Annotated in this window: 8 protein-coding genes; 5 read left to right on the forward strand and 3 right to left on the reverse strand. The window is 71.9% G+C overall.

Features of this window, described 5'->3' with window-relative positions; genetic code table 11:
* Positions 1 to 23 precede the first annotated feature (23 nt).
* On the forward strand, positions 24 to 1,067 hold the full coding sequence (locus ACZ6S4_RS18665) for a S66 peptidase family protein (protein ID WP_465476151.1): 1,044 nt from the start codon (positions 24 to 26) through the stop codon (positions 1,065 to 1,067).
* Here the strand turns inward: ACZ6S4_RS18665 and ACZ6S4_RS18670 are convergent.
* From ACZ6S4_RS18670 to ACZ6S4_RS18680, 3 genes are all read right to left on the reverse strand, one after another.
* Positions 1,051 to 1,680 (reverse strand): TetR/AcrR family transcriptional regulator, encoded by a 630-nt coding sequence (locus ACZ6S4_RS18670; protein ID WP_465476152.1) that lies wholly within the window; start codon positions 1,678 to 1,680, stop codon positions 1,051 to 1,053. The genes ACZ6S4_RS18665 and ACZ6S4_RS18670 overlap by 17 nt on opposite strands.
* A 118-nt stretch (positions 1,681 to 1,798) precedes the next feature.
* The gene (locus tag ACZ6S4_RS18675) at positions 1,799 to 2,422 is read right to left on the reverse strand and encodes a helix-turn-helix transcriptional regulator (protein ID WP_360830416.1); all 624 of its coding nucleotides are present in this window, start codon (positions 2,420 to 2,422) and stop codon (positions 1,799 to 1,801) included.
* A 158-nt stretch (positions 2,423 to 2,580) separates the two neighbouring features.
* Positions 2,581 to 2,913, reverse strand: a complete 333-nt coding sequence (locus ACZ6S4_RS18680; RefSeq protein ID WP_465476153.1) for a hypothetical protein — start codon at positions 2,911 to 2,913, stop codon at positions 2,581 to 2,583.
* A 420-nt stretch (positions 2,914 to 3,333) separates the two neighbouring features.
* On the opposite strand from ACZ6S4_RS18680, the gene ACZ6S4_RS18685 reads away from it, so the two are divergent.
* The 4 genes from ACZ6S4_RS18685 to ACZ6S4_RS18700 all read left to right on the forward strand — a co-directional run bounded on the left by ACZ6S4_RS18685 (position 3,334) and on the right by ACZ6S4_RS18700 (position 13,346).
* A complete protein-coding gene (locus ACZ6S4_RS18685) occupies positions 3,334 to 5,682 on the forward strand; it encodes a BTAD domain-containing putative transcriptional regulator (protein ID WP_465476154.1) in 2,349 nt (782 codons plus the stop codon).
* Between the two features lie 56 nt (positions 5,683 to 5,738).
* Positions 5,739 to 9,218, forward strand: a complete 3,480-nt coding sequence (locus tag ACZ6S4_RS18690) for a BTAD domain-containing putative transcriptional regulator (RefSeq protein ID WP_465476155.1) — start codon at positions 5,739 to 5,741, stop codon at positions 9,216 to 9,218.
* 249 nt (positions 9,219 to 9,467) lie between these two features.
* The gene (locus ACZ6S4_RS18695) at positions 9,468 to 10,565 is read left to right on the forward strand and encodes an ABC transporter substrate-binding protein (protein ID WP_465476156.1); all 1,098 of its coding nucleotides are present in this window, start codon (positions 9,468 to 9,470) and stop codon (positions 10,563 to 10,565) included.
* Between the two features lie 27 nt (positions 10,566 to 10,592).
* Positions 10,593 to 13,346 (forward strand): AbfB domain-containing protein, encoded by a 2,754-nt coding sequence (locus ACZ6S4_RS18700; protein WP_465476157.1) that lies wholly within the window; start codon positions 10,593 to 10,595, stop codon positions 13,344 to 13,346.
* Positions 13,347 to 13,350: the final 4 nt, after the last annotated feature.

Genomic DNA, 13,350 nt, shown 5'->3' on the forward strand with positions numbered 1-13,350 from the left:
GCCCGGCGTACTTGAATGGTCGTATGCGTCCTGAATTCAGCGTTCCGCCCAAGCTCTCGCCCGGCGACCGGGTCGCCGTCGTCTCGCCCGCGCACGCCGCGCCCGCCGACTTCCCCGCCGTGCACGAACAGGGACTGCGGCGCCTGCGCGAGGTTTTCGGGGTGGAGCCGGTCGAATACCCGACCACCCGCCACGCCGCGCCGGCCGAGGAGCGGGCCGCGGACCTGATGGCGGCCTACGCCGATCCGCGGATCCGGGCGGTCTTCGCCACGATCGGCGGCGACGACCAGATCACCGTGCTGCGGCACCTCGACCCGGCGCCGTTCCGGGCCGACCCCAAACCCTTCTTCGGCTTCTCCGACAACACCAACCTGCTGAACTGGCTCTGGACCCACGGCGTGGCCGGCTATCACGGGATGTCCACGATGGTGCAGCTCGGCCGCGGCGGCGGCGTGCAGCAGGCCACCGTGGCTTCGGTACGGGCGGCGCTGTTCACCGGCGGCGACCTCGAGATCAGTCCGGTCGAGTTGTTCACCGACGAGGAAGTGTCCTGGGACCAGCCCGGCACGTTGACCGAGGCGCCGGTCCCGTACCCGAGCCCGGGCCGGGTGTGGCACCGGGCCGAGCGGGTGGTGAGCGCGCCGACCTGGGGCGGCAACCTGGAGATTCTGCACTGGACGCTGGCCGCCGACCGCTGGGTGCGGCCGGTCGAGGACTACGCCGGGTGTGTGCTGCTGCTGGAGACCTCCGAGGAGATGCCGCCGGACGTGGAGGTGTTCCGGATGCTGCGCAACTTCGGTGAGCGCGGCCTGCTGGAGCAGTTCCCGGCGATCGTCGTGGCGACGGCCAAGGGCACCGTGTTCAACGACCCGCGGCCGATGGCCGAGCGGATCCGGTATCGCGAGGACCAGCAGGCGGCTGTGCTGCGCGCGGTCGAGACCTACAACCCCGGGGCGATGGTGGTGCTTGGGGTGGACTTCGGGCACACCAACCCGCAGTGGGTGCTGCCGTACGGCGGGCGGCTCACCGTCGACGGGCCGGCCCAGCGGATCATCGCGCACTTCTGAGGGCTTCGACCTCGGCCGCGAAGACGTGGTCGGGGTCGAGCCCCAGCGCCCGGAAGTTGTCCTCGATCTCCAGGCTGACGAAGCCGTGCAGCCGGCTCCAGGCGGTGACCGCGCGCAGCGCCACCGTGGGGTCGACGTCGTGCGCGCCGCGTCTGCGCGCCCAGCCGAGCAGGTCGTCGGCGAGCGCCGGCTCCGGCGCGGGGCCCGGTCCGGCCCCGGCGAGCAGCACGTCCATCGCCCGCTGGGCCGCGTCGGCCAGCCGCTCGTCGTGCGCGTCGTAGCCGGGCAGCGGCGCCCCGAACAGCAACCGGTATCGGTGCGGGTGGGCGATTGCCCAGCTCCGGTAGGCCGCCGCGAGCTCCGGCAGCCGGTGGCCGGCGGCGGCGAGCGCCGCGGTCAGATCCGCGTACGCGTCCAGGATCAGCTCGGTGAGCAGCGCTTCCCGGCCGGTGAAGTATCTATACAGCGCCGGGCCGGAGACGCCGAGCTCCTTGGCGATCGCGTTGATGGACAGCGCGCCCGGGCCGCCCTCCGCGAGCTGGCGCAGGGCCGCCTCCTTGACCTCCTGGCGCATCTGCGCCCGGAACCGGTCCCTGATCCCGCCCGCGGCCATGCGGTCACGTTACAACCGCGGTCCAAGGTGAGAACCCCTAACGACGGGCCGTTCAGCGGCCGACATCGCGTCTTGGCCATGCCGGTGCAACAGCCCGCCGTCCCGGCCGGGAAAACGATCAGATCATTCCGCTGCGCAACGCGTACGCGACGGCGTGCGACCGGTTGCGCAGCTTCAGCCGGTGCGTCAACCCGTAGATCACGTTCTTCACCGTGCGCTCCGAGTAGCACAGCTCGCCGGCGATCTCGCTGGTGTCGAAGCCGTCGGCCATCAGGCGCAGCACGTCGATCTCGCGCGGCGTCAGACCCGAGGCGTTCAGCCCGTGCGGGGTCAGCACGTCGCGCTGCAGGCGCTCGATGTGCTTGAGCAGCTCGCCGACCAGGTTCGGGGGCATCACGCCACCGCCGGAGGCCGCCGCGAGCACGCTGTGGGCGAGACGCTCGGCCGTGACTGCCGCCCGGGGCAGCACCGCCACCACCCGGCACTCGACCGCGGTGAGCAGTTCCGTCTCGTTGATCTCGTTGGTGACCAGCACCACCGGCACCCCGGTCTCGGCCGCCGAGCGCCGCAGCATGGCGATCACGTCGGTGCTGAGCCGGTCGGTCGACACGACCAGCACCGTGGCGTCGGCCCGTTCGGCGGCGCGAAGCAGGGTGAGCTCCGGCCGGGACTGAAGAAAACTGGCGAGTCCCGCGTGGCTGAGCGGGTCCATCGCCTGCAGGGCGACCCGAACCTGGTCCACTGCTACCTCCGGTTGATCGGTACGGCCGGGGGCCAGTCTCCGGAAGGGGTCTTCAGAAAATCTTCACGCGACCTTCATCGCCGCCGATCCGCCGGGAAGGTGGTGAGATCGACGCAGCTCATTGCCGATCTCTTAACCAGGCTCCCGGTCCGGGCGGGTTAATCGCGCGGGGCGCTCGCCCGCCGCAGCGCCTCGATGTAGATGGGCAACTCGATTGCCGCGCGCTCTAATTGACCGGGCGCCAATTGGTCGGTGAATACCGCGTCGACGACATCCTGCACCAGTTCCTCGGGCAGTTCGTCCACGCGCTGCGCGGGCAGTTGCTGCCAGATCCGGATGACCCGCAGGCGCGCGCGGATCTGGGCCAGGGTGCATTCCAGGCCGGCGATGACCGCGTCCGCGCGGACCGCGTCCAGGACCAGCCGGCCCTCGGCGGCGAGGTGCAGAAACAACTCCCCGGCGAACGGCAGGGGAGGTGGGGTCCCGCTCATCTGGCCTCCTCGCCCGGGTTGCCGGCCGGCTCGCGGACAGTGCCGCCGGCCCGCACATCGCACCGAGTCCACCAGCAGCGCGCTCCCGGCGGAACCTCACGCACCTGGAAGTGCCCTGACCCACCAGTAACATTGCCCAGCCGCCCGTCACCGATTACGGACCGTCAACAACTGGACGCGGGCCGCCGGAATGCGTAATGCCTTCGTCACGCAAAGAAGGCAAGTCGCGAATATCACTTGCGGAGATATGCTGCCCCTGAGCGCGGCGGATCTGCACTCTTGCGCGCATTCGCTAGGAATGGTGGCACAGCAGCGGTATCAGAACCCCGATGAGGGACATCGGTTTGCGGTGAACGAAAGCTTGCATGTTCAACTGACTACCTGTTGGCAGCGATCCCACGACGACGAGGTTGGGCAGCCATGACGGCAGAGCACGAAGGTCTGGACCTTCGCCTGCTGGGACCCGTACGCGCGTGGCGGGACGAGACAGAGCTCCCGCTGGGCTCGGCGCGCCGTGCCGCGGTGCTGGCCGTGCTGGCTCTGCACGCCGGCCACGCGGTCTCCCGCCAGCAGCTCATCACCGCGCTGTGGGGTGAGGAGCCACCCGCGAGCGCGGTCGGCAACGTCTACACGTACGTCTCGACGCTGCGCCAGGTGCTCGAGCCGGGACGCGACCGCTGGGCCGCCGGGCAGCTGCTCACCTCCGGCGGCGGCACCTACTGCCTGCACGTCCGCAAGCAGGACGTGGACGTGTTCCGCTTCGAGGCGTTGCGCGAGGAGAGCCGGCGCCACCGGGCCGCCAGTGACCGGTTCGCCGAGCTGGCGGCCCTGGAGGCGGCCATGCGGCTGTGGCAGGGCGAGGCGCTGTCCGGCGTGCCCGGCCCGTACGCCGCCGCCCAGCGCCTGCGCCTGACCGAGTTGCGGCTGGCCAGCGCCGAACGCCATGCCGCCCTGCTGCTGGATCTGGGACGGCACGAGGAGGCCATTGCTGCGCTGCGGTTGCTCGTGCAGGCGTACCCGTTGCAGGAAGCCCTGCACGGGATGCTGATGACCGCCCTGCACGCCGGTGGTCGCCGGGCCGAGGCGTTGCAGGTGCACGACCATCTGAGCCGGGTGCTGCTGGAGGAGACCGGCACCGAGCCCAGCGCCGCGTTGCGGGCCATGCGGCTGCGCATCCTCACCGGCACCAACGAGTTGTCCGCGCCGGCCCGCAGCTCCGGCCCGCCGGCCGCGCCCGCCGAGACGGCGGCACTGGTCGGCCGGGACGCCGAGATCCGCCTGCTGCGCCGGGCCGGCACCGAGGTGGCCGCCGGCCGGGGCCGCAGCATCCGGATCGAGGGCACCCCCGGCATGGGCAAGTCGGCGCTGCTCGGCGCGGCCCTGCGCACCGGGCTGCCGGCCGGTTGCCGCACGGGCTGGGGCATCGGTGACGAGCTGGCCCAGCGGATGCCGCTCGGGGTGCTGCTGGAGTGCGTCGAGTCCGCGATGTCCGGCGACGCCACCCGCGACCTGGTGCGGCAGCTGTTCACGGTCGCCGCCGACGCGCTCGACGGGCCGCGGCCGCAGACCGTGGAGCGGGCGGTGGCCCTGGTCCGGCAGGCGGCCGCCGAGACCCCGCTGATCCTGGTCGCCGACGATCTGCAGCGGGCGGACACCACGACGTTGCGGGTCTGGGCGGCCCTGCACGAGTTGACCCGGGAGCTGCCGCTGCTGCTGGTCGCCTCCGCCCGGCCCGGGGCGGCCGGCCTCGACGAGGTGCCCGCCGACGAGATCATCACCCTCGAGCCGCTGACCGCCGACGAGGCCACCGCGCTGGTCCGCGCGGTCGCGCCCGAGCCGTTCGACCCGCGGACGTTGCGCCGGCTGCTGAGCGACGCCGGTGGCAACCCGTACTACCTGCGCCACCTGGCCGCGTCCCGGCGCGACGACGCCGCCTACCGTGGCGCGCCGCCGGCCGAGCTGGTGGCCGCGGTGGACGCGCACCTGGCCACGCTCGGCGAGGAGACCCGGCACCTGCTGCGGGCGGCCGCGTTCCTGGGTGACCACTGCACCGTGGCCGAGGTCGCCGCCGTCACCGACCACCCGCCCGCGGAGCTGCAGCGGGTGCTGCGGCCGGCCCGGGCGGCGGGTGTGCTCACCGACGACCCCGAGACCCTGCTCTTCCGGCACCGGATCGTGGCCCGGGTGCTGCACGAGAGCACCCCGGCGGCGCTGCGGATCATGCTGCACCGGTCCTTCGCCGAGAAGATCGCCCAGGTCGGCGGGGCCCCGGAGCGGGTCGTCGGCCAGCTGCTGGCCGGCCCGGTGCCGCTGGACAGCAGCGCCAGCCGCTGGCTGGCCCAGCACATCGAGCAGCTCTCGACGCGGGCCCCGCAGGTGGCGATCAGCATGCTCAAACGCGTACGCACGGAGTACGCCCTGGACGAGGAGACCCGGCTCGACCTGACCGCCTGGCTGGCCCGCCTGCTCGACCGCCAGCGCGAGAACGCGGTCGCCGAGGCCGGCTGGGTCGCCGCCCGCACCACGGATGTGCGGCTCGAGGCCGAGATGCAGTGGATCATGGCGTGCAGTCACGACCGGCAGGGTGAGCACGTCGCCGCGGCCGACGTGGCCCGGGCCGTGCTGAGTGCGCGCCGGCTGCCGGACCCGTGGCTGCACCGGTTCCGGTCACTCATCGACCGGCTCCGGCCCCACCTGCCGGGCGAGCCGACCGCGCCGCATCTCAGCCGGACAGCCCTGCTGGGTGACAGAGTTTCTGTTATCCGTTGAGCGGCCCGTGGTCTCCTCGGAGTGAGGCACGCTCCCGCGGCGGAAACGGAGGAGAGATGCCGGATCCTGCGTACGGGCAGCTCCGCGTCTCCGTTCTGGGCCCGCTGCGCGCCTGGTACGGCGACCAGGAGCTCAACCTCGGCCCGGCCCGCCAGCGTTCGCTGTTCGCCGTGCTGGTCGCGGACGCCAACCGCCTGGTCAGCCGGGACGAGATCATCGAGGCGGTGTGGGGGGCCGCCGCGCCCGCCACGGCACCCGGCAGCGTCTACACCTACATCTCCGGACTGCGCCGGGTGCTCGCCGGTGGCCCGGAGCGCCCGCCGGCCGCCGAGGTCCTGACCTCCGGCCCGGCCGGCTACTCGCTGCGGGTCCCGGCCGGGCACCTGGACAGCGACCGGTTCGCCGAGCTCTGCACCCGGGCCGAGGAGTTGCAGGCGGGCGGCGATCCGGGGGCCGCGGCGTGCGTGCTCGACGAGGCCCTGGAGCTGTGGCACGGCGACGCGTACGCGGGCATCTCCGGCGACCGGATCGAGCTGGAGCGGACCCGCCTGGCCGAGCAGCGCCTGGCCGCCGTGGAGCGGCGGGCCCGCATCGCGATGGAGCTGGGCGACGACGGCCTGATCGCCGAGCTCGCCGGCCTGGTCCGCGCCCATCCCCTGCACGAGCCACTGCACGAACTGCTGATCCAGGCACTGTATCGGGCCGGCCGCGGTGCCGAGGCGCTGGAGGCGTTCCAGGCCGCTCGCCGGGTGCTGGTGGCCGAGCTGGGCGTGGAGCCGGGGCCCGCGCTGCGTGAGCTGCAACGCCGGGTGCTGGACGGGTCGATGGCCGCGACCGAGCCGCCCGCGTTGCCGGCCGCGGTGGTGCCCATCCACGTCGCGCGGGCGATCCGCGACGGGCTGACCGACCGGCCGCTGGTGGGCCGCGGCGACGAGGTCGAGCTGCTGCGTGGTCTGGTCCGGGCGGCGGCGCAGGGCACCGGCGCGGCGGTGTGGATCGAGGGTGAGCCGGGCATCGGCAAGACCGAGGTGCTGACCCGCGCACTCTCCGACGCCGACGAAGCCGGCTGCGGCCTCTTCTGGGGTGTGGCCGGCGAGCTCGACCGGCACACGCCGCTGCAGGTCCTCACGCGCGCGCTGGGTCTCGCGCCGACGTCGGAGGATCCCCGGCGCGCCACCATCGCCACCGAGCTGCACGCGCCCGGCAGCGGTGAGAACGACGACGCCGGGCCGGCGATCGCGGCCGAACGGGTGCTCGCCTACCTGCGGGCGGCCTGCGCGATCACGCCGATCGTGCTGGTCGTGGACGACATGCAGTGGGCCGACGAGGCCAGCGTGCTGCTCTGGGACCGGCTGGTCGCGGCGACCCGGCACATGCCGCTGCTGCTGGTCGCGGCGGCCCGGCCGGAGCCCAACGGGCGTGAGCTGGCCCAGTTGCGCCGCAGCGTGCGGCTGCGCGAGGGACACGTGCTGAGCCTCGGGCCGCTGCCCGCCGAGGCGACCGAGGAGCTCGTCGCGGCCGTGGTCGGCGCCCCGGTCGGCCCGCACCTGCGCGCGGTGGCCGGCCAGTCCGGGGGCAACCCGCTCTTCGCCCGGGAGACGGCAGCGGCGCTGGTCCGCCGGGGTGCCGTACGGGTCGTGGACGGCCGGGCCGACATCGACGAGTCGGTGCCGGTGGAGGTGCCGGGTTCGCTGCTCGCGGTGGTCCGGGCCACGCTGGACTTCCTCTCCGACGACACCCGGGAGGTGCTGCGGCTGGCGGCCCTGCTGGGCACCGAGTTCGCCGTGGACGACGTCATCGCGGTGACCGGGCGGCCGCCGTTCAGCCTGATGGCGAACCTCGAGGAGGCGCTGGCCGCCACGGTCGTGGTGGACGCGGGCACCGAGCTGGCGTTCCGGCACCCGTTCCTGCGCGAGGCGCTGTACGCGAGCATCCCGCACGCCACCCGCTCCCAGCTGCACCGTCAGACGGCTGAGGTCCTGGCCCGCGGCGGCAGCCCGGTGACCAGGGTCGCCGAGCAGCTGGCGGCGGAGACGCCGGTGCTCGACGCCTGGGTGGTCGGCTGGCTCACCGAGCACCACGCCGAGGTGATCAAGCGGGTGCCGCGGACGGCGCGGGAGCTGATCAGGCAGGTGCTCGCCACCGGCCTGCCCGGTGCCCAGCAGCGGGAGACCCTGCTCGTCGCCCTGGTGAAGCTGGAGTTCCGGGAGGGCGGCTACCCGATCGACGAGGCCCGCGAGGCGCTGGCGACCGCGACCGACCCGGGCGACCGGGCCGAGATGCGGCAGCTGCTGGCGGCCATGCGGTTCCGCCAGGGTGCCCCCGGCGAGGCGATCGATCTGCTCACCGGCGCGGTCGACGACCCGGCCACCCCGGAGATCTGGCGGACCCGGCACCGGGTGCTGCTGGCCAACTTCCGCCGCGGCCCGCTGGACGACCTGGACCGGGCGGACCGGACAGCCCGGCGGGTGCACGACGAGGCGGTGGCGGCGGGGCAGCCGTACGAGGCCGCCTTCGCCCTGCAGACGACGTGGCTGACCAACTCGATCCGCCGCGACCACGAACGCGCGCTGGAGTACGTCGACCGCGCGCTGGAGATCATGCGGGACCACCCGACGTTCGCCGGCATGTACTTCGACCTGCTGGACAACCGGATGTTCACGCTGCAGAACCTGGACCGCCTGGACGAGGCGGAGCGGACCCTGCGCGAGGCCGCCCTGTTCGCCATCCGGCACCGGCTGCCGGCCACCCTCCAGGTCGCCTCCGCGGTGCAGTACTACTGGCTGGGCCGGTGGGACGACGCGACGGCCGAGGTCGGCGCGGTCACCGACGACGCACCCGGCATCACCTTCCTGGGCATGCGGGAGCCGGGCGCGGTGGGGATGCTCCTGCACGGCGTCGCGGCGCTGATCGCCGGTCACCGGGAGGACCGGAGTCTGGCCACCGCACACCTGGACGCCGCCAACGCGCTGCCCGTGACGGACGCGGAACGGGAGAGCTGCGACTTCCTGCTGGTGGCCCGGGCCCTGGTCGCGGAGCAGCAGGACCGGCCCGCCGACGCCCTGCGGGAGCTCGCGCCCCTGCTGACCCCCGGGTACGCCCCGATGATGCTGCGCCACCAGTGGCTGCCCGACGCGCTGCGCCTGGCCCTGAGCGTCGGCCGCCGGGACATCGCCGAGCAGGCGGCGGCGATCTGCGCTGCCGAGGCGGCCAAGGAGGTACGCCCGGCGCGTGCGTTCGCGGCGTCCGCCCGTTGCCGCGCGTTGCTGGCCGAGGATCCGGAGCCGGCGCTGGCCGCGGCCGAGCACTACCGGGCGGTGGGGCGGGTGCCGGAGCTGGCCGCCGCCCTGGAGGACGCGGCGGTGCTGCTGGCCGCGAACCGCCGCCCGCACGAGGCCGCGGCCACCGGCGGCGAGGCAGCCGAGTTCTACACCGTGCTGGGCGCCCGCTGGGACCTACGCCGCACCCGGGCCCGGCTGTTGGAATACGGAGTGGAGCCGGCCCGCGGCACGTCCCGCACGGCCACTGTCCGCTGAGATCCCGCGCACCGGCGATCGCCGAGCGCCAATGTCCAAATGTGAGCGGTAACAAATTCGCGATGGCGCGCTACAGAAGGTAGCAGTAGGCGTCTGAGCTGCACTTTAGCGGATTTCCCGGCCGATCTCGACGGTGCGCTGCGTTCGGTTCTGGGGGTTTGTGGCCATGACCTTGACAGGAAAAGTTTGATAGTGCGTGAATGTGTTTCCAGATAGTAAATCCCCGATGCCACCCTTGAAGGAGTTCCCATGACCGGTATGTCCGGACACTGGAGACCCGCGCTTCTTTCCCTCAGCACCGCCCTGGTCGTGCTCGCCGGTACGGGCGCGTGCGCGAAGTCCGAGGACGGCGACACGCCCGCCGCCGGCGGTGCCGCGAACTCCGCCGGCGCCCAGGTCGCGCAGTCCGCCGCCGCCGGCGTACCGACCTGCACGCTGGAGCAGTTCGGCGGCACCAAGGTGGACCTGAAGACCGCGAAGATCGGCTTCTCGCAGTCGGAGAAGGAGGCCAACCCGTTCCGGATCGCCGAGACCCAGTCCATCAGGGACGAGGCGGCCAAGCTCGGCATCCCCAAGACCAACCTGCAGACCACCAACGCCAACTCGCAGTTCAACAAGCAGATCAGTGACGTCGAGCAGATGATCGACTCGGGCGTGCAGCTGCTGGTCATCGCCCCGCTGAACTCCGACGGCTGGGACTCGGTCTTCGCCAAGGCCTCGGCCAAGAAGATCCCGATCATCACCATCGACCGCAAGATCAACGCCACGCCCTGCAAGGACTACCTGACGTTCATCGGATCGAACTTCGAGGAGCAGGGCAAGCGCGCCGCCGACAAGATGGCCGCGGCGCTGGGCAACAAGGGCGAGGTGGCGATCCTGCTCGGCGCGCCCGGCAACAACGTCACCACGCTGCGCACCAAGGGCTTCAAGGACCAGATCGCCAAGGTGGCACCGGACGTCAAGATCGTGTTCGAGCAGACCGGTCAGTTCTCCCGCGAGGAGGGCCAGAAGGTCACCGAGCAGCTGCTGCAGTCCAAGTCGGGCATCAACGGCATCTACGCGGAGAACGACGAGATGGGCCTCGGTGCCCAGGTGGCGCTCACGGGTGCCGGCAAGAAGGCCGGCGACGTGAAGATCGTCTCGATCGACGGCACCAAGGGCGCGGTCAAGGCCATCAGCGACGGCTGGTTCTCCTCCGTCATCGAGTCGAACCCCCGCTTCGGCCCGCTGGCCTTCGAGACCGCCACCAAGTTCTTCAACGGTGAGCCGATCCCCGCGGACATCATCATCTCCGACCGCGAGTACGACGAGAGCAACGCCAAGACGGACCTCGCCAGCGCCTACTGAGTCACCCTCTCCCCCAGGAGTGCTCACATGACCGTCCCCCGCCCCCGGACCTGGCGACGCCTCATCGCCATGACCGCCGCCACCCTGACCGCCTCCGCCGGTGCACTGATCGCCACCACCGCCCCGGCCGCGGCCTTCGTCCCCAAGACACCCCCGCTGACGACCCCGTGGACCAACCAGGTCTCGACCACCAACCCGCTGCCGGAATACCCCCGCCCGCAGCTGACCCGGCCCGACTGGCAGAGCCTGAACGGCATCTGGCAGTTCGCCGGGGCGTCCAACATCAACACGCCGCCGGTGAACACGACGCTGGGCGAAGAGGTGCTTGTTCCGTACCCCATCGAGAGCGCTCTCTCGGGGATCATGCGCCATGAGAACTACATGTACTACCGCAGAACGTTCACCGTTCCGGCCGGCTGGTCCGGCCGGAACGTGAACCTCAACTTCGGTGCCGTGGACTGGCAGTCCAAGGTCTGGGTGAACGGCACGCTGCTCGGCACGCACGAGGGCGGCTACGACAAGTTCTCCTACGACGTGACGAGCACGCTGCGGGCCGGCGCCAACGAGGTCATCGTCGGCGTGTACGACCCGACCGACGGCCAGGACATCCCGGTCGGCAAGCAGCGCACCAACCGCGGCGGCATCTGGTACACGCCGTCGTCGGGCATCTGGCAGACCGTCTGGCTCGAGCCGACCAACCCGGCCCGGATCACCCGGCTGGACACCACCCCGAACGTCTCCGCCGGCGCGCTCGACCTGGTGGTGCAGGCAGCCAACGCGAGCGGCCAGGCGGTCACCGCGCAGGTGCTCACCGGCGGCACGGTGGTCGGCACGGCCACCGGTACGGTCGGCGCCTCCCTGCGGATCCCGGTTCCCAACGCCCGGCTGTGGACCCCGGACGATCCTTTCCTGTACGACCTGCGGGTCACCCTCGCGTCCGGCGACGTGGTGGGCGGCTACTTCGGCATGCGCTCCCTGGGCAAGGCCATGCTCGGCGGCACCCTGCGCCCGACGCTCAACGGCAAGTTCGTCTTCCAGCTCGGCACTCTGGACCAGGGCTACTGGCCGGACGGGCTCTACACCGCACCCACCGACGCCGCGCTGCGCTTCGACCTGGAACAGCAGAAGTCGCTCGGTTTCAACATGGTCCGCAAGCACATCAAGGTGGAGAACGACCGCTGGTTCTACCACGCGGACCGGCTCGGCCTGATGGTCTGGCAGGACATGCCGGCGCTGGCCAGCGGCCGGGAGCCCTCGGCGGCCGGGCGCACCCGGTTCGAGAAGGAACTCAAGGAGATGATCGACGAGCACAAGGGCATCACGTCGATCGTCCAGTGGGTGCCGTTCAACGAGGGCTGGGGCGAGTACGACGCCGGCCGCATCGCCGACCTGGTCAAGAGCTGGGACGCGACCCGGCTGGTCAACCACAACTCCGGCTCCAACTGCTGCGACTCCGACCCGGACCCGGGCAACGGGGACGTGATCGACGACCACATGTACGTCGGCCCGGGCATCACCCGGCCCCCGACAGCCACCCGGATCGCGGTCAACGGCGAGTACGGCGGCCTCGGCCTGCGCGTGCCGAACCACGAGTGGCCGACCGCGGGCAAGTTCGCGTACGAGTGGCTGCCCGACACCAACGCCCTGACCAACCGGTACGTGCAGATCACCGGCAAGCTGGCCGACCTGATCTCCACCAACGGCCTGTCGGGGTCCGTCTACACCGAGCCGACCGACGTCGAGGAGGAGCTCAACGGCTTCTTCACCTACGACCGGCAGATCCAGAAGATGAACTTCGCCGCGGTCCGGGCGGTCCATCAGCGGGTGCTCGGCGCGGCGACCGGCACCACCCTGCCGACCGGCCGGCTCGCCTCGCTGCGGGTCACCACCCCTGGCTTCACCGACCGCTACCTGCGGCACGCTGCCGGCGCGGCCGTCACCTCGGTGATCGGCGCGGGCAGCTCCACCGGGGACAAGCAGGACGCGACGTTCTGGGTCCGCCCCGGGCTGGCGAACAGCGCCTGCTACTCGTTCGAGTCCCGCAACTTCCCGGGCCAGTACCTGCGGCACCGCGAATACCGGGTCTACCGGGAGGCGAGCAACGGCGGCACGTTCAACGCCGACGCCACGTTCTGCGCCCGGCCCGGCCTGTCCGGCGGCGGCACGTCGCTGGAGTCGGCCAACCTGGCCGGCTACTACCTGCGGCACCGCAATTCCGAAGTGTGGATGGACCAGAACACCGGTGGCTCCTTCACCAACGACGCGACCTGGACCGTGAGCAACCCGCTGTGGCGCAGCGGCGCGGACCTGGCCGTCGGGCAGAACCGGTCGTTCCGGGTCACCACCGCCGGCTACGACAACCGGTACCTGCGGCACCGGGACTCGCTGGCGCGTACCGACGTGATCAGCGCGAGCAGTGCGCTCGTCGACCGGCAGGACGCCACCTTCATCGTGCGCGCCGGGCTGGCCGACAGCACCTGCTACACGTTCGAGTCGGTCAACTACCAGGGCCGCTACCTGCGGCACGCCGGCTACCGGTTGCAGACGGCTACGAACGACAACACGACCACGTTCGCCCAGGACGCCACCTTCTGTGCCCAGCCGGGCCTGGGCGGTGGCAGCGGGAACGTGTCGCTGGAGTCGTACAACTACGTCGGCTACCACTGGCGGCACTACGGGGAGGCCGTCTACATCGCCACCAACGGCGGCGGCAACGCCTGGGACAACCCGGGCAGCTACGCCGCCGACGCCACCTGGAACAACGCCGCCCCGCTGGGGTAGCGCG

Source organism: Actinoplanes sp. NPDC051405 (assembly GCF_055586185.1).